Here is a 16,204-nt window from a genome sequence, read left to right as displayed (position 1 = left end):
CTCCCCGGTGATCAGGTGAAATAGTTTCTCAGTGATTCGGCCTCAGGCAGATTGACGTCGGCCAATGTCTGACGCGCCCGCTCCGGCTCATCCAGCCCGGCAAGCAGCACCGCCAAACAAACCGCCTGCATATCCTTGTCGGCCACCAGTTGAGGTAAGGCTGGCAACATAGCGCGTACTTGCCGTTGCAGGCCGTGATTGATGCCCGCGAAGGCGACTTCAACCAGTAATTGACGCTCACTCGTGGTTAACAAGATCATATTTTGGCAATGATCCCACTGAGCATGTCTTTGATAGTTTTAATCATCGCGCTCTCGTAGTTAATAAAGGTGGAATATTGCTGCACGGCGAATTGTGCTTTGAGCATGGCTTCAGGGTTAGTGAGATCCTCGCCATTCATTTTGTCTTCTACTGCTTGCCCTGCCTGATGTGCCAAACGCGATAGCGTATCGACCAGTTGCTCAACGTTCATAATGACCTCCGGTAAGCGAACCTTAACAACCAAACACGACGGTTCGCTCAGTGAATTATGGTCGTCTGCGTTAAGTTACCTATCAGGTGTAAACCTGAATCATCTGGTGGCACCGTTGACGTCCTCATTGGGAAACAGGCGTGCCAGCAGGCGAAAGAAGGGAACACTGACCTGTAGCCCAGTCACAGGAAGGCCTGTCGCGCCATAGCGCATAAATGCCAGCGCACTGTAGCTCGCAATGCTTATCTGACGAAAAATAGGCACGTTTAGCCCCAGAGTGGTGCACCAAAATGGCTGGCCGACGACGACCACGGTAAGCAACGCGCGCGCGCCTAGCGAGACTGACGAACCCAAGTCCTGACTTTTCTGTTGTTCAAAAAAGCATCGAGCAATGAAATAGACCGCGTTGGCAATGCTGTCATGCTCCATCGGCAAACCGTGGCGCTGGTGGTGAATTAGACAAGCTATATCCGCAATGGCTATTGCCAACCCAATCCCTGCCAGTATGAGTAACGGCGCAGCGCCCCCGCTGACCACCGTCAGCACGATACCGGCACTACAGCACAAAAGCTGTCCACCGAGCACCACCGCTTGCCAGCTAAACAGCGCGGCAGGAAAGGTGCTAATAACCCGTCTGGCCAGACTCGCCAACATCTTTTTCTGACCAGCGTTACAGTTGGCAGTCGCAGCCTCAACGGGTTGTGCATATTGCGGTTCAGGGAGTACGGGAACCGGCAGTTTCTCTCCCTCGCCATGCCACATTTGCCGTACATCTGTGTCATCAACAATACCCTGTCGGCTGCGCGTGATATCTAGCATTAGATGTGACTCTGAAACCTCTGTGGTTGAGCTATATGGCGCTGATAACAGTTGATGATCCCAGTGATCCACTCCTGAATTTTCTCGTCACTGACCTTACTTTCATCTTCTTCAGTCGGTACAGCGGTGTTGACGGTGGTAACGACCGTTTTCTGCCGACGTTCAACCCGCGCTGTGTGTATATCTAACATTGCCCCGACCACGGTCAGCGACGCTGTTGCCCCAGCCGAGATATCACCCAGGATTTCGGCAATACTGCCCGATAAATGTGCGGCGGGCAAAAGCTGGGGGAAAAGTGCTGCCGAGAGCGCCACACCGGCTCGGATTACAAACGAAGTGCCGTCGGCTATATTCTCAGAATGCTGCGAGGAGCAACCACAACGCTGCATCAGCTCTTTGACGGCCAAAACAATACAGTCGTTGTTAGTGACCAATGGCTCACGATCATTGCGCACCTGAATCATATTATACAAGGCGCAACCGGCGTCTCCGGCAGCAATGATCATTGCCGCCCCCGCAACGACGGCAATGGGTATTCCCGCGCCCCCAGAAAGCACTGCGGCCGCCACCGCCATGCCAAAAGAGATTGCCGACATACTGAAACGCACTAAACGCTGAATGAAATAAAAGGTGTGCGCCCTGCGCTCTAGCCGGCGACTTTCGCTGATCGGGTTCTCTGTTGATGTTATCTGGCTGCCCGGAGCCATCAGCGTAGGTGCGAGAACCCTGGTGCCAACGGTTTCAGGAGCATAAAGAAAGCCATCAACATAGTGGGATTGCAGGCATCCCGGACTAGTATTGAGCATTATCGGCCTCCAAAATGAAGCAATACCCGCTAAGCCAGCAATTGGCTCAACATCAACTCAACATTAGCGCGTACACTGCTATAAAGAGGGTCGTCATAGCTCATGGTCAGCGCCGTTTGCAATGCTTCTCTCGCTAACGACCGCTCTCCCAGCGCGTTTAGGCACACTCCCATCTGATAGACAGGTTCTGGGTGGCAGGCGTCAAGCATCAGCGCATAACCATAGTAATTCATCGCCATTGCATACTCTTTTTGCATCATCAACGCGCCTGCCAGTGCCACATGAGCACGCCAGCTCCACGGTTGTGACATCACCAACCAGCCGAAATCAATCAGAGCACGGTCATAGCGCCCCTCTTGCCAGGCGGCATATCCTTGGGCATAAACCGTCTCAGGATCGAGCGCCATTGCTTCTTTAACGACGGCGCTTTGGTAGCAATGTTGCTCATGCTCATTTGATGTTGTTTTCATAGGGTGTCTCCTAAAATACCGTGCTCGATTGCCGGGGCGATAGACCACTATCAGAGCCATTTTCGTCGATTGAGTAGCCTGGCGAACGGTATTTCTAGCCAGTTATCGCCATCAATAAGTACCGCCATCGCGCCCAGGCGGTGTAACAACCGCACCAGTCGCCGGCGCTGGGCGGCCACATGCGGATCAAAAACCTCGGTGATGACCAACATTCTGACGCTGTTGAGCCAGGGAGTACGGTGGAATAAACGGCACAATATCCCCCACAGCCGAATCAGCGATGACAGTTGTGGTACGCTCTCTGGCGCACGGTTAAAACTGCACAGAATGAGGTTATTTGCGTCAAGCCGATAAACTAACCGGTAGGGATAAAGCTCGACCTGCTGCCCTATCAGCCCCCCACAGCCTGCTAAAAACGCAGGTTGTGGATGCAGCCCCTCATAACGTAGTTGACGCGTTATCTCATCCATTAATCCCCCTACGGCATTAGTGCGAAATCGCGCGCAATACTTGACTGAATACCTCAACGAGGCTGCGCCCCATATCCATCATTTGTTGCATGATCTCTCGCGCCTTCATCAGAGTGTCATCAAGGGTTTTCGCATACGATTGTGCCCCTTTATTTTGTAGATCAGCGATGGCTTTTTCAGCGTCGGCCTCGCGGGTTTTACTCGCTGAAACCCAATTCGCAATCCCATTCGCCGCCTGTCCAGCCGCATTCCCCACTGACATCCCTGCCTCACCAAAAGGCGCACCGGCAAGGGTTAAAACACCGGCAAACAACCCGCCTATCGCCGCCGACTTGGCCGCCTCATAGCTATCATCAATGGCTTTAAAACTTTGTTTGAGCGTATTTATCTCTAGCCCCCAGCCCAGCTCCTGCTTCTTCTGATTATAGAACTGCATGGTATCGCGCAACTGTTTGGCGAGCATGAGCAGCTTGCTCCAGATTTCATCAAACATGGCGAAAAATGAGTCTGGATTTATCGACGCGCTACCGCCGCCATGAATTGCGTCGCTGCCGCCAATCTGCACCGGCTGGCGGCCCTCGCTGGCGAACGATTTTAGGCTCGTTTGTGCGTTGCTCAACGGCCATTTATCCACAATTACGGCGTTGACTCCCATCAGCAATTCACCGTTCGCATCTTCAGTACCCATAGGTTGGCATCGCGCCAATCCTGTGATATTAAGCTCACTCATACATTCTCCTTAGGCTCTGGACCCGGCAATACTCTCCAGCGCCGTACCACTGTTATTGATGATGTCTAAACCGCGGTTGATCGCATCTGCGGCGTTTTGGTAGGACTCATTAAGCTGTTTTTGCTGTGTTTTCTTGTGGTCTTCAGTCCAGTTCTGCGTAAAATCAATCAAACCTTGCTGAACAATCAGTTTTTCAATGATTTTTTGCAGTTCAGCGGTTCTATTGGCAATGATCGCCCCTGATATTTTCTCTGCACCGCTTGCTGTGGCACGCGTCACCCACAGCGCTTTGCTGGTACCGTCTCGGATCACCGTGGTAATGATGCTTCTGCGTAACTTCTGCAAAATGGCATCACGCAGTTTTTCAGCAACGACCTCCTCCCCTTTTTTGAGCAGCCCTTTAGCTGCATCCTCAATAGCTGCGGTCACCAGTTTCGCCACACCTTCACGGGTGAAACTCTTGCCGATGCTACGAACCATATTAGCTTCGGATTCAAGCTCATGCGCTGCGGCTTCGATCGCCATATCGCCGACCTCGACCATCTCTCGCTCAACCGCCATACCAAAATCCTTACCCAATACGCGGCTCACTTCTTGCCCTGCTTTTTCAGCTAACACTTTTAGTTCGTCTTCCGCGCCTTTGGCAACGGCTTCTACCAACTGTTTACCTACGCCGGACTCTAATACTTCTTCGGTGACCTTCGTCACGGCACGCGCAGCACTGATACCACGGCCAATCTGCATAACATCCAACGCAAGTGCTACGCCTTCACAGACGTTCTGTACGACACCAGCATCCTTGATGACTTCGCTACAGGTTTCTTTATCCGCGCCCAATAACAGCGCGGTTTCGGCCCCCGCTTTTACCATTCCAGCCATTCCGGCAGAAAAATAAGCCGCACCATCGGCTACCGCCAATGGGTCGGCGGTAAGAACCCCTTCAGCCATTTTCAGTACGCCGACGATGGCCTCAACACCACCAATAATCCAGTCAAACAACGCATTCGTTATCCCTGCTTTGCGTGCCTGATCAGACTGTTCAATCGCCGTATTGATCTGCTTTTGATACTCCGCTACCTGCTTATTACGCAGCTCCGCTTGCACCTCTGTTGCCCGTTCCAACTGTTTACAGATTGAGCTACCGTTATTGGCGGAAACATTGAGCACCAACTGCGTCATCATCATCGATAACATCATTGGGTCCATTTCCATCACGTCACGTATTGTCGGTTTGCGCACGCCAGTTGGCCCTGCGCTAAGTAACTGTTGCAATGCGGTTTCGGCCTGCATTAGAGTGACATGAGGCACCGCCTCCTGACGCTGGCGGTCATCGTCGAAAATACTTTTTACATCGTAGCCAAGTGCGCCACTCGCCACACTGGCGGTCTGGGGCTTAAGGGTTATGCCGTGAAGCTCGGTGTTAGCGCGGGGAACGCCGTCCATCAGTATCCGACTCATCTTTTTCTCCTGTTTTAGCCAAACCCACCAGTGCGCGTTGACGGATATTTGCCTGTTCCATCACCTCTTTTTCACACGCTTCACCGCACACAAACAACGCGGTACGAAAGGCTTTGGCTGCCAAAGGCCGATTGCCGCAGGCGAGGTAACATTCACCGGCGGCACAAGGCACTTGTGCTGCTGAAATCCGAATTTGCGCTGCACGCCCGTAGGCATAGATAGCATCGACCCAAGCGCTATCCGCCTGACAGCACGCGCCGAGTTCAAACCAGTAATCAAATGACCAGGCATCGTAAAGGGTGAGCACCTTGAATAATCGCGCTGCTGCACCATATTCACCAACACCCGCTAGCTGTTTGGCATAGCGAAATAGCACATCCAGCTCAGCACTCACCTCTTTATCCAGCAACATGCGCAGCGCGCCGCCTTGCTGGAAAAACTGCACTATGGCCTGCGTTTCTTTGGCGTTCATTGGCATACTCATCAGTACATTTTCTGTGCGATCATGCTCAATAAATCGCCCCATTTACTGAGTAATCCCGTCATCTGCGTGATAACTGCATTGATCTCCTGGGTCATTTTCTGAATGCTTAATTGGCCTTGAGTCATTAAATCCGTGTCGCGATTCGCGCTGTTGTCGAGTGCTGCCTTGATAGCCTGGAGAGAGCCTTTGTCTAACCCCTCAGATCCTCCATGTTTGCTGATATAGTCATCAATGGTCATACCGTCGACCAAAATACCGTTGTCGCGCATGTATTTGACGACATCATCCGGTACTTTCTCTTTAGTTTTATCGTCACCTTTAGCTGCCTCAGCAATCACCTCATCCATGCGGTTTGACATATTTTGCGTATTACGCGCACGCTCAGTACTGCTCTTGATCGCGCCATAAAGATCGTTAGCTATTTTTTGTAATACCAACTCAAGATCCTCAAGTACCGAATAACCGAATGCGAAAATATTATCTTGATCGTTATTATGTCCAAAGTAGTCGTTATCATCACTAACCCGAGGTGTCGTGTGATAATTAGCTACACCCGACGTTTCACGTCTGGCAGTCTTATTGACTGCGCCATAATCATACCCGTCCTGTTTTTCAGTGCTATAATTCCCCACATCAGGAATTTCGGAATCGGATATATTATTAATAGGAATAGGGATATGTACGCTAATAATATTATCCTCAGTTAGTTCGCTGAATTTGAAACTGCGTGATTTATTCTCGATTTCAATTTTTTCAGTGCCACGCTTAACGTTTTCATATCCTGCCGGGCATGGTGATCCATCCCGTCTATCCCCTCCGGGAAGAGCTGATTAAGCTGATTAAGTTTCCTTTTTGCCTGCGGGTCAGTTGGCGCATTGGCCACTAATGCTGCGATTGACTGCTTTAGCTCGGTAAATTGTGAAAAGTATTTTTGTAGACGCGAATATTCTCGCTCTATTCTTCTTTTCTCCGCTTCGAAAGTTGTTTTCATAGCGCTACCTCATCGTAATCGTCATGTTAACTCATGGGATTTAACATTATTTCCCTGACCGGACTTATAACTGGATAGTTATCATTAAAAATTATTCAGTGATATTTATTCGGTGATTATGATATCGAAAGTAAATCACGTTGATAATATCTTCGGCCTGAATGACCGCTTCCAACAATAAGGTGAACTGCTGATATTGCTCTGGGCTAGTTGGCCCCTGCATCGCAATTATCAGCCGATGGTATACAGCGGCTAATGCCATTAAGCGTTCTTTGGTTTGTTCATCTGAATCGCGTAGGCTATCTTCTAAATCAGTTAGCGTTGGCATGATATTCTCCACTCAAAAATTAAAGGGATAGTTAATCAATGACCCTTGGTATTTGAGCGCCACCGCATGGTCGTTTAGGGCGACCACCTCGCTGCCATCAGGGAGCTGGCTGCCTATTCTTAACCGCTCCCTGTCTTCCAATACCAGGTAGATCCCCTGCCGACCATGCACTATCGCGGCAATAGGCGATGGAAATCGTTGGCTGCCCTCGCTTGAGGCTGAAACATTCTGGTAGCTCAGTGCGATACCGGGATACTGTTCGCGGATGTGGTCAAACAGCTGATTAAAGATTTGCTGCTGCGGCGCATTAAGCACGCCACTCATCACAAACGCCTGACCTACCGGCGTGACACTAACGCTTCCTGCCAATCCATTTTGTATTAATGCATCAATAATGGCCTTACCCTGAGCCTCGTGGGGATTGTTAATTTGCCAATGTGTTAACCCCGGCAGTTCAGCCAGCAACGGTTGAATTGCCGCCCAGCGTTTTCCCATCGTGATATCAGCCCTGATCCGCACCTCCCCTGGCGCGAAGCTGGTCACCTGCGCATCGGCATACCCAGCCTGGGTGAGCACATCACGCACGTCTCTGATTAATTGGTCGGTGCATACCACATTGTCGCGGTACAATACCCCCCATGACTCGAGTTTTAAGCGTGCCGTTTGCAGCGATGCGCTGTTTTGACAGTAACCTGATAGTTGCAGCGTGCCATCCTGACCCCAACTGACCTTGGTTTGCGTCAGCCCTGTTTGTCGCAGCAGCACGTTAACCCGTGTCGCGATACTCTGCGGTGGTACGGCAGTATTGCTTATCCAAAACACCACGCCAGAAACCCCCACCAGCAGCACCAATACCAGCGCCATCAGCCACAAAAAAACGGGCGAGCCGGAACGCAGTTGATAGGTTGATAAATTAGCGTTTTGGTTGCCGAAAGCCATTGCCAGCCCGAAAGTCTGCAATATCCCTTCTGCGGGTAAAGGTGACCCGCGTTTGTGTCGGCGGCCATTCACCCGCACGATGGCATTTCCTGCATCAATAAACAGTTGCCCATTCATCGCTGACAGTATGACTTTGCCTTCATTATCAAGCGGTATACAAAGATCGCAGCCTCGTTCCCCCACCGAGAGCTGACCATCAGACAGCCACACCTCACGCCCATGAAGAACGCCGCCGAGGAGCCGAATTTTCCACTCGCTATCCATGATTATTTTCGCTGTTAGCGGCGACCGTGGCCTTAATTAAGAACAAGCGAATGACGCTATTGGTTTGATTAATATCACTGCGGAACAGATGGCCAATAATGGGGATATCCCCCAGCAGTGGGATCTTATTTTGCACCTGCACCTGTTTATCTTGTTTAAATCCGCCCAACAGCAGGCTTTGCCCCGCTTGTAGCGTGGCCTGCGAAGCTATTTCGGAGTTTTGTACCTGTGGTAGTGGCTCGCTTTGACTGATCGGCGCATTTTGCTGGCCGTCCTGAATATTGAGGCTCAGCATGATGTTTTGCTTACCTTTATCCTCCAGCAAACGGGGGGTTACCCGCAACAACGATCCGGTGGTGATCGATTCCAATTTAGCCACTTTGTCGCCCTCAAGCTTGGTGTAAAAAGTGATATTTTTATCCAATACCGCCTGAATGTTATTCAGCGTAACCACCGACGGCTGCGATAAAATGTATGCATGAGAGTTTTTCTCCAGTGCGACCAGACGCGCCATAAAACTGGGTGTATTACTGATAACAGTGGAAAAGCCGCCTCCGGTATTACTATCGGGACCATTAAAAGAGAGCGTACCGCCGCCCATAGAAACCGCGGCACTCCAGTCAATGCCAAGTTGACTGATATCCCCAGCATCGACGTCGATAATCGTCACTGAGATTTCAATCATCTGTGGGCGTTGATCGAGTTCACTGATGAGCTTGCGGTAGCCTGCCATATTGACCGAGCGGTCACGCACGATGACCGCATTTTGGCGTGGATCAGCCGAAAACATCGGTAGCCCCTGTGTCGCGGGGGAACTGGTGTTGGTGGTGGGGGCGCTACCACGGTTCATATCACGCAGCACACTGACGATTCCTGGTACCACGACCGTCTGGTCTCGGTACTGGTAGCGATCATCAACGGCGGTGGCATATTTAAGGGGATAGACGGTTAAACTCACCGCATCGTCTTGTCGCTTGGTTATTTCACCGTCCAACATTGAGGCTAGTTGCGTGATGCGTGACAGGCAGGCGGGAACACCACTGATATCTAGCGCGTTGACACTGGGAATGCTGCGCACCTCGCAGCTATTACGCGCCGGTACGTCACGTTTTTGCAAATAGCGAATGAAAGAGCTGGCAGGCAGCGCGTTTAGCGTAATGACACGGTGTGTCACTTGTGACGACGGGTAAATAAACAACGTGTTACCATCCAGATAAGTCGCCAGATTATATTGTGTTGAAATTCTATTTAAAATATCGACCGGTGGCGCACTTGCGATCACCCCACTAAATACATCAGTGATCGAGGGATCAATAATGACCTGCGTATCGTAGTTTTCCGCAAGATTTTGTAAAACCGCCGATAGCGGAATTTTTCGCGCCCGTAACGAAAAATCGTTTCCTTTCCAGGTTAATGTTTGGCTATGTGTCATGATACTGAAAAACATCGCTGGAAGAATTATTGCTTTATTTAACTTCATCGTTCCCTCGCCTATCATAACGTTGATAACAAGAGAGTCTGCTCGCTAAATATCTCGTTAAAGCTAAATGTTTCTCAATTTCTGCGGCCATTATTTCAGCAGTCATATTTTTGTCATAATAACAACATAACCCCCCCCCTTCCGATGACAACTGCAATGAGTAATCATGGATACCTGGGCAGCCTGCCAGCAGTAACGTGATATATCTCACAGCTTCCTGAGGGAAGTTTTCGAGAGTGTCAATAAAAATAGCCAGAACGAAAGAATGCGTACATAAATATCCACGCGCCGCCCGGCCCTCAGTTTTCATCAATACCGTTCCATCTGCGCTTGAAATATGTACGTCACCCAATAGAGGGATTTTTTTTAATTTTATTAAGCATCGATACGACCTCCTAAATAGCAAAGTCATACTCAGTGGAAAACCCTTAGGCGTACATCAGTAAAAGACCTGATTACCATTTACCACAGGCTTGTCATTATATCCCCTTACAAATTAATTAAATAATTACCTCAGTATTTATTACTATTTTTATACTTAGCTAATCTTATTTAATTCATCATACAGACTGCGGCATTTCATTTAGGGGCTTTTTCTAAGGATAAAAACAATGAAAACACAGCATTCCTTAGTGGGTAAACTAACGCTTTTTATCTCAATTGGCCTGCTAACCATTTGGCTTATCACTATATTCTCTACCACTTATGTTTCATTAAACCAAAACCGTCAGCGCTTGCTCGAAGATTTATCGCATATCTCGAATCTAAGAGTGGGATTGAGCAATCATCGATTTGAGGGGGCTGAACGTGATGCTCAGGCACTGGCACACAGCTATGGTCTTTATCATTACGTTCCGGTAGACGCTGCATTGGCCGCAAAGAGCGAAAGCCGCTATTTCCCTATTGATTCAAGCATATGTACTCCGCAAGATAAACAAGCTCAAGACCTAAGCTTTATCCAGGTTTATGGCACCGCAGGTCAAACCTACTACCTCGATAGCTTTATTCTCGATCGGCGCTTTGGCCTCTCCCTGCTACCACCGCGCGAACACTCGGCTGACTATTTCACCCGCCGCCAGACCGAACTGGGGCAGCTTCCGTTGCGGGCAACCCATGACAATCTGTTTTGGGGGAAACCAGAGTACATTGCGGGTACTGGCTGGAGCATCTCGATCGCAGCGGCTGGCCCTCATGAAGTGCTTACTGGGCTAACGGTAAAATTAAACGATTTACTCTCTTACGGTAACCCCGTTTCAGATAGCGACATCAGCCTTTGGCTAGATCAACACAATCAGATCCTGCCCTTCTCCCACCTGCCAGCACATGAAGCCAAAGACCTTCAGACGTTGTTGCTCAAGACCACGCTACGCGATGGATGGCAGCAAATTCCCGGTTACCTTGTGCTGCGCAGCCAACTGAAAGGCCCCGGCTGGCAGCAGGTGATTTTGTACCCGACTCGCGGCGTGATAAAACGGATGCTGGGCATTGTGGTAAGCCAGTTACCTTTTGCACTCACCACGCTGTTGCTGCTGGCAATTATGCTGTTCTGGCTACTGCATCGTTATCTGGCGCGTCCGCTGTGGGATTTTGTCGATATCATCGCCAAAACAGGGCCAAACTCACTATCTGCACGATTGCCAGAAAACCGTCAGGATGAATTAGGTAGTATTGCCCACGCTTATAATTTACTGCTCGATACCCTACGTACCCAGTACGACAACTTGGAAAACACCGTTGCTGAACGCACGCGAGAACTCACCCTTGCCAAACAGCAGGCTGAACAGGCCAACAAGCGCAAAAGCAGCCATCTGACCACCATTAGCCATGAATTACGCACACCACTTAGCGGCGTTCTGGGCGCGCTGGAACTGTTACAGATGACACCGATGAGTGATAAACAGTCTCGGCTGGCAAATACCGCCAGCCAATGTACGCTCTCCTTACTCGGCATTATCAATAACTTACTCGATTTTTCGCGGATCGAATCGGGGCAACTCTCATTGCACGTTGAGGAAACGCCCCTGTTGCCGTTGCTGGATCAAGCAATGCATACCATTCAAGGGCTGGGGCAAACTAAAGGTCTGGCGCTAAAAACATTTGTGGGCCACAAAGTACCACTGCACCTTGAGGTCGACGGTATGCGTTTGCGGCAAATTCTGGTAAACCTGTTGGGAAATGCGCTTAAATTCACTGAAAATGGCGGTATTTGTCTCACTGTTAAGCGCTGTAATGATCGGCTGATTTTTGCCGTCAGCGACAGCGGGCACGGCATCTCGCTCGCCGATCAAAAAGCAGTTTTTGAACCCTTCTTCCAAAGCCAGGGACATATTCAGGGCACCGGGCTGGGGCTGACTATTGCCTCTAATTTGGCGAAAATGATGGGCGGCTGGCTGGAGCTGCATAGCTCTTCCGGCCTGGGTACCTGTATCTCATTTCTTCTTCCTTTGGGGCCTCATCGTGAACCGACACCATTGAGTGGGGAGGTTGCCGCACCGTTGGCCCTGCATCGCCAATTATCAGCGTGGGGAATTTGTTGTGAGATAGCACAGCAGGAAAACGCATTTTCAGCTGAAGACCTGTGCTTCCTGCCAGGAAAGCTACGTGAAACAGCGGTTCATGCCCTCTCCGGTGAAATAGATAATGAGGCCGAACTTCTGCCAGTTCAGCCCTGGCGGTTACGCATTCTGTTGGTGGATGACGCTGCCATCAACCGGGACATTATTGGCATGATGCTGGCGTCTCTTGAACAGGATGTCACCGTCGCCGCCAACGCGAAAGAAGCGTTAATTCAAGGCCAACAGCAGCGCTTTGATTTGGTGCTGATGGACATTCGAATGCCGACGATGGACGGGATGGAGTGTGCTCAACGGTGGCGAAATGATGTAAATAACCAAGATCCCGCCTGCATGATTATGGCGCTGTCTGCCAACACCGCACCGGAGGAGATTGCCCGCTGCAAACGGGCAGGAATGCAGCACTACCTAACCAAACCGGTCACGCTGGCACAGTTAGCCGATGGGATCAGCATCGCTGCGGAATATCAACTTCAGCGCGATATTCCGCTGCAAGAGCAAGACTGCCTGCTTGGTCGTGCGTTGCTGCTGATTGATGACGTCGGAATGCGACAAAAGATCCACCGTGCCCTGCATACGCTGCTAGGAGAACTTGAACAACATCTGAACAATAAGGAGCAAACCTCCGCGCTGCTGCACACCTTAAAAGGCTGCCTTGGCCAGGCAGGGCTTAGCCCGCTAGTGTGCAGCGTGATTGATATGGAAAACCGAGTACAACACGGGCTGCCATTAGCGGTGGAAGAGGTCACCGAGCTACGCCATGCGTTAGATTTGTCTTTGGGTGCTTAGGCCGGCCTTCGCAACGGCCGCTTTTTATTAAGAGGAAGTTAACATGCACGATCATAAAATTCTGTTGGTCGACGATCACGAGCTGATCATCAACGGCATTATCAGCCTGCTCTCTCCTTACCCGCGCTTTCGTATTATCGCGCATATTGATGATGGCCTTGAGGTCTACAATGCCTGTCGCATTCATCAACCCGACATTGTGGTGCTTGATCTCGGGTTGCCCGGTATTAACGGATTAGACCTTATTCCACAACTGCGCTGTCGCTGGCCGCAAATGGCCATTTTGGCTTACACCGCGCATATGGAGGAGTTTATGGCCATACGAACACTGGCGGCAGGCGCGATGGGATATGTATTGAAAAATAGCAGTCGCCAGGTGCTGTTCGCTGCACTGCAAACTGTCGCGGTGAATAAGCGTTATGTCGATCCTGCGCTCAACCGCGAAGCGATTAATCTGGCGCTGAGTGTCAATAATGAAAGCGCAGAAATACTCACGCCGCGCGAACGCCAGATCCTAAGGCTCATCGCCGATGGCTATACCAACCGGCTGATTGGTGAACGGTTATGTATCAGCGTAAAAACCGTAGAAACCCATAGGCTAAATATCATGAGAAAACTGAACGTACATAAAGTCACCGAGTTGCTCAACTGCTCGCGTCGGTTAGGTTTGACAGATTAAGGCGTTATGCCGTCAGTCTTGTTGCAGGGAGGGAGCGTATCCATTTTTCACCCGATAGTTCCCTATTGGGCATTTTCATAGCATGAGTTCTTTATCCATGTGCAGTTGGAGAACATCATGAGTATGACTATTATCGACCACGGGCCAAGCATCACCGAAACACAATTGCATTCCATGTTAACCGGCGATTTAAAAGGTGCGACTAAGCTGGAAGGCTGGGACGCATTCAAAAACTTCTTTATCAAATTGCTGAATCATTTGCCTGGCATGAGTTTGGTGGATAAAGAAGATCAATTGCGTGAGATTTACGACAAAATTTACGGTGCGGGCAAAACCGCACAATCCGTCGACGATCCTGGTTCCATAGAAACAACCTGGAATGCCCTCGAAAATCTGTTCCAATTGATGGATGGTGATAAATCGCGCCAGATGACGCTAGCCATCAATTACGCATCTAGTCACAACGAGAGCAGCCATTCAAGTCACATGCAGAATGCGGACTTAATCAAATTAACCCTCACCATTGATGCGCACCAAATCCCCGACATTGCGTGCTCAAATACCCCACTCAATACAGGCATCCTCGCCAGTATTGTATCGACTTACATGATTGACCACGTTGATAGCGAGGGGAAAACTCATGCGGGAACATTCCAATTGAACCCCGAGGTTCTTGAGGCCAACGGTAATAGAGTTGCTTTTGATTCTGTCGCCAAATTAGCCAATCAACACAGCATAAGCGTTGTCAAAGAACTTAACTTGTGCCATGAGTTCTTGCACACCAACATGTATAACAATACCGAGTTCGACAAGCAACTCGAACAGGTATATCAATGTCAGCAGCTTGTTGCCAATCTGCAAGCACTAAGGTCGCCGCCAGATACGCCAGTAACCGCAAATGATAAATGCATTGATAATGCGCTTGATAAGCTAAACCAACGGAGAGATAAGCAACAAAGCCTCTTCGAGAAGATAAATCATACTTTTGTCAACGCAGTGGTGGAAAAATGGAGTGAAAAGCTAGAGCAGGTAGCACTGCAGCCACTGAACAAAACAGAAATCAATACTGAGATGAGCTACCTGGAAGCGGCCCTCCCCGGAACCCAAACATTATTTAGTGAAACTGACCGTAAACGCATTGCAGACGTTCGCCCACAATTGCGGCTGGCTCACATGATGGCCGATTTGCAAGCACGAATTAAAGATTCTTCGGAATTTCCGGTGGAACTTTTTCTCAGTATCAGAGACATAATGGTGCAGGAGGACAACGGGCCGTTGTCAGTAGCACTAGACAACTGTTGGGAACAGATCAAACAGCAGCACCTATTCTCAACGGGTAGTTACAGTGTTACCGCCGATGCGCAGCAGCCCACCAACAAAGTCATCAGGCAGCGTGAAATCATGGAGCAAATTGAGAACAGGCTCAACCACTATGAAAGTGGAAATAAATTCGCCATTAAAGAAGATATCGAGCGACTTACCACACTAAATAGCAACTTGAACCTTTGTCTAAAGCGGGACAACTTCCAGGATAGAATCAATGCATTAGCTAAAAAAGGTGATGAGTTAATAGATATCGGCGAAAAATGTAAGTTGGTAAAAGACGACATTGACAAAGCGGTCTATCACCCTCAAATGGCCGCAGCATTGGCTGAACTAGAAGCTCGCGCTAGCCAGTTGTCGGAGGGCACAGCGAAAGAACATGTGATGGCCGCTCTCAAGACGGCCAAAGCTGATTTGGAAGTGTCGAAGAAGCAAGATACGGTGTTTACTCAAGCACGAGAACTGCTGGCAAATATAAGGAAACCGGATGCATGGGAAGATGCGCTAACCCAGCTGAGTAATGGCCCCAGCGAGCTTATAAAATTGCCGGCAAGCCCCCGAGCCGAGGCTGTTACAACTCATTTTAAAGAGGATCTAGGTACTGCACTCAACCTGTTGCAATCTCGGATAGCAGACTGTCCTGAGGATAATCAAGAGGCCCGATTGTATCGGAAGCAAATGGAAAAAGATTACACCACATTGAGAGACACTATTCGCACGCTAAAGTTAGATAAAAATGACGCCTTAGAAGTGCAGTTAAGCAAGATCAAACATGATAATGGATTTAAAGACTCTTCCATTTTCAGTAAATTCAAATAATGAATCAGTAGAGTGACGATATAACGCTAAAATGCCATAAGCAAAAAACCCAGTCTTTTTACAAAGACTGGGGTTATAATTTGGCGGAAGGATAGTCCGCTAAAAATAGTTCCAATACGGGACAATGAGTTCCATTTTTAAATTATAAAACAAAAGGTTATATAAAAACACTTCAATTCAGTACAAATGAAAACAACCCGACCTAATCATTAATGGCATCCTCAATAGCATACTGGAATTTTTAGGGATTCACTGATGGCTACTCTCACCGGTACCAAAGGTCATGGTGAATAGACCCGGGTTTCATAGA

At 49.4% G+C, this 16,204-nt stretch carries 18 protein-coding genes; 3 read left to right on the top strand and 15 right to left on the bottom strand.

The features are described 5' to 3' along the window. Positions 1-11: 11 nt before the first annotated feature. The 15 genes from YALDO0001_RS04850 to YALDO0001_RS04780 all read right to left on the bottom strand — a co-directional run bounded on the left by YALDO0001_RS04850 (position 12) and on the right by YALDO0001_RS04780 (position 10,021). The gene (locus tag YALDO0001_RS04850) at positions 12-260 is read right to left on the bottom strand and encodes an EscG/YscG/SsaH family type III secretion system needle protein co-chaperone (protein ID WP_042546400.1); all 249 of its coding nucleotides are present in this window, start codon (positions 258-260) and stop codon (positions 12-14) included. Beyond that, a complete protein-coding gene (gene sctF / locus YALDO0001_RS04845; RefSeq protein ID WP_004700450.1) occupies positions 257-472 on the bottom strand; it encodes a type III secretion system needle filament subunit SctF in 216 nt (71 codons plus the stop codon). The genes YALDO0001_RS04850 and sctF overlap by 4 nt, the downstream gene beginning before the upstream one ends. A 99-nt stretch (positions 473-571) precedes the next feature. Further along, a complete protein-coding gene (locus YALDO0001_RS04840; protein ID WP_004700448.1) occupies positions 572-1,291 on the bottom strand; it encodes a hypothetical protein in 720 nt (239 codons plus the stop codon). Further along, positions 1,291-2,097, bottom strand: a complete 807-nt coding sequence (locus tag YALDO0001_RS19665; RefSeq protein ID WP_050773547.1) for a hypothetical protein — start codon at positions 2,095-2,097, stop codon at positions 1,291-1,293. Before YALDO0001_RS19665 ends, YALDO0001_RS04840 begins: the two co-directional genes overlap by 1 nt. Positions 2,098-2,126: 29 nt before the next feature. Further along, positions 2,127-2,567 carry a SycD/LcrH family type III secretion system chaperone gene (locus tag YALDO0001_RS04830; protein WP_004700446.1) on the bottom strand — a complete coding sequence of 147 codons (441 nt, stop codon included), beginning with the start codon at positions 2,565-2,567 and terminating at the stop codon, positions 2,127-2,129. 50 nt (positions 2,568-2,617) lie between these two features. After that, entirely contained in the window at positions 2,618-3,037 is a 420-nt protein-coding gene (sseE, locus tag YALDO0001_RS04825; RefSeq protein WP_004700445.1) for a type III secretion system effector protein SseE, read from the bottom strand. 16 nt (positions 3,038-3,053) lie between these two features. Next, complete coding sequence (gene sseD, locus YALDO0001_RS04820) at positions 3,054-3,767, bottom strand: type III secretion system translocon protein SseD (protein WP_231583223.1); 714 nt, start codon at positions 3,765-3,767, stop codon at positions 3,054-3,056. A 9-nt stretch (positions 3,768-3,776) separates the two neighbouring features. After that, complete coding sequence (sctE, locus tag YALDO0001_RS04815) at positions 3,777-5,225, bottom strand: type III secretion system translocon subunit SseC family protein (RefSeq protein WP_231585785.1); 1,449 nt, start codon at positions 5,223-5,225, stop codon at positions 3,777-3,779. Then, the gene (gene sscA, locus YALDO0001_RS04810) at positions 5,188-5,709 is read right to left on the bottom strand and encodes a CesD/SycD/LcrH family type III secretion system chaperone SscA (RefSeq protein ID WP_231585784.1); all 522 of its coding nucleotides are present in this window, start codon (positions 5,707-5,709) and stop codon (positions 5,188-5,190) included. Before sscA ends, sctE begins: the two co-directional genes overlap by 38 nt. Continuing rightward, a complete protein-coding gene (gene sseB / locus YALDO0001_RS04805) occupies positions 5,709-6,341 on the bottom strand; it encodes a type III secretion system translocon protein SseB (protein ID WP_004700441.1) in 633 nt (210 codons plus the stop codon). Before sseB ends, sscA begins: the two co-directional genes overlap by 1 nt. 71 nt (positions 6,342-6,412) lie before the next feature. Beyond that, positions 6,413-6,700, bottom strand: a complete 288-nt coding sequence (locus YALDO0001_RS04800) for a hypothetical protein (protein WP_042546406.1) — start codon at positions 6,698-6,700, stop codon at positions 6,413-6,415. 91 nt (positions 6,701-6,791) lie between these two features. Further along, positions 6,792-7,028, bottom strand: coding sequence for an EscE/YscE/SsaE family type III secretion system needle protein co-chaperone (locus YALDO0001_RS04795; protein WP_042839427.1), 237 nt, complete (start codon positions 7,026-7,028; stop codon positions 6,792-6,794). A 12-nt stretch (positions 7,029-7,040) separates the two neighbouring features. Then, complete coding sequence (gene sctD, locus YALDO0001_RS04790; RefSeq protein WP_042839426.1) at positions 7,041-8,231, bottom strand: type III secretion system inner membrane ring subunit SctD; 1,191 nt, start codon at positions 8,229-8,231, stop codon at positions 7,041-7,043. Beyond that, positions 8,224-9,711 carry an EscC/YscC/HrcC family type III secretion system outer membrane ring protein gene (locus YALDO0001_RS04785; protein WP_042839425.1) on the bottom strand — a complete coding sequence of 496 codons (1,488 nt, stop codon included), beginning with the start codon at positions 9,709-9,711 and terminating at the stop codon, positions 8,224-8,226. Before YALDO0001_RS04785 ends, sctD begins: the two co-directional genes overlap by 8 nt. Continuing rightward, complete coding sequence (locus YALDO0001_RS04780; protein WP_004700434.1) at positions 9,698-10,021, bottom strand: hypothetical protein; 324 nt, start codon at positions 10,019-10,021, stop codon at positions 9,698-9,700. The genes YALDO0001_RS04785 and YALDO0001_RS04780 overlap by 14 nt, the downstream gene beginning before the upstream one ends. 301 nt (positions 10,022-10,322) lie before the next feature. Between YALDO0001_RS04780 and YALDO0001_RS04775 the strand changes: the two genes are divergently transcribed. From YALDO0001_RS04775 to YALDO0001_RS04765, 3 genes are all read left to right on the top strand, one after another. Continuing rightward, positions 10,323-13,073 carry a two component system sensor kinase gene (locus YALDO0001_RS04775; protein WP_042839424.1) on the top strand — a complete coding sequence of 917 codons (2,751 nt, stop codon included), beginning with the start codon at positions 10,323-10,325 and terminating at the stop codon, positions 13,071-13,073. A gap of 43 nt (positions 13,074-13,116) precedes the next feature. After that, entirely contained in the window at positions 13,117-13,752 is a 636-nt protein-coding gene (locus tag YALDO0001_RS04770) for a two component system response regulator (RefSeq protein WP_004700430.1), read from the top strand. 117 nt (positions 13,753-13,869) lie between these two features. Next, positions 13,870-15,894, top strand: coding sequence for a hypothetical protein (locus tag YALDO0001_RS04765; RefSeq protein WP_042839423.1), 2,025 nt, complete (start codon positions 13,870-13,872; stop codon positions 15,892-15,894). Positions 15,895-16,204 lie beyond the last annotated feature (310 nt).

The organism is Yersinia aldovae ATCC 35236, assembly GCF_000173735.1.
GTDB lineage: Bacteria > Pseudomonadota > Gammaproteobacteria > Enterobacterales > Enterobacteriaceae > Yersinia > Yersinia aldovae.
Note: the sequence above shows the minus strand (reverse complement) of the source record. Positions and strands in the feature narration are given on the sequence as shown.

Coding starts and splice junctions, on each gene's coding strand:
- YALDO0001_RS04770 (WP_004700430.1), top strand. CDS start 13,117: ATGCACGATCATAAAATTCTGTTGGTCGACGATCACGAGCTGATCATC.
- sseD (WP_231583223.1), bottom strand. CDS start 3,767: ATGAGTGAGCTTAATATCACAGGATTGGCGCGATGCCAACCTATGGGT.
- YALDO0001_RS04840 (WP_004700448.1), bottom strand. CDS start 1,291: ATGCTAGATATCACGCGCAGCCGACAGGGTATTGTTGATGACACAGAT.
- sctF (WP_004700450.1), bottom strand. CDS start 472: ATGAACGTTGAGCAACTGGTCGATACGCTATCGCGTTTGGCACATCAG.
- YALDO0001_RS19665 (WP_050773547.1), bottom strand. CDS start 2,097: ATGCTCAATACTAGTCCGGGATGCCTGCAATCCCACTATGTTGATGGC.
- YALDO0001_RS04775 (WP_042839424.1), top strand. CDS start 10,323: ATGAAAACACAGCATTCCTTAGTGGGTAAACTAACGCTTTTTATCTCA.
- sctE (WP_231585785.1), bottom strand. CDS start 5,225: ATGAGTCGGATACTGATGGACGGCGTTCCCCGCGCTAACACCGAGCTT.
- YALDO0001_RS04765 (WP_042839423.1), top strand. CDS start 13,870: ATGAGTATGACTATTATCGACCACGGGCCAAGCATCACCGAAACACAA.
- YALDO0001_RS04780 (WP_004700434.1), bottom strand. CDS start 10,021: ATGAAAACTGAGGGCCGGGCGGCGCGTGGATATTTATGTACGCATTCT.
- YALDO0001_RS04795 (WP_042839427.1), bottom strand. CDS start 7,028: ATGCCAACGCTAACTGATTTAGAAGATAGCCTACGCGATTCAGATGAA.
- sctD (WP_042839426.1), bottom strand. CDS start 8,231: ATGGATAGCGAGTGGAAAATTCGGCTCCTCGGCGGCGTTCTTCATGGG.
- YALDO0001_RS04830 (WP_004700446.1), bottom strand. CDS start 2,567: ATGAAAACAACATCAAATGAGCATGAGCAACATTGCTACCAAAGCGCC.
- YALDO0001_RS04785 (WP_042839425.1), bottom strand. CDS start 9,711: ATGAAGTTAAATAAAGCAATAATTCTTCCAGCGATGTTTTTCAGTATC.
- sscA (WP_231585784.1), bottom strand. CDS start 5,709: ATGAGTATGCCAATGAACGCCAAAGAAACGCAGGCCATAGTGCAGTTT.
- YALDO0001_RS04850 (WP_042546400.1), bottom strand. CDS start 260: ATGATCTTGTTAACCACGAGTGAGCGTCAATTACTGGTTGAAGTCGCC.
- YALDO0001_RS04800 (WP_042546406.1), bottom strand. CDS start 6,700: ATGAAAACAACTTTCGAAGCGGAGAAAAGAAGAATAGAGCGAGAATAT.
- sseE (WP_004700445.1), bottom strand. CDS start 3,037: ATGGATGAGATAACGCGTCAACTACGTTATGAGGGGCTGCATCCACAA.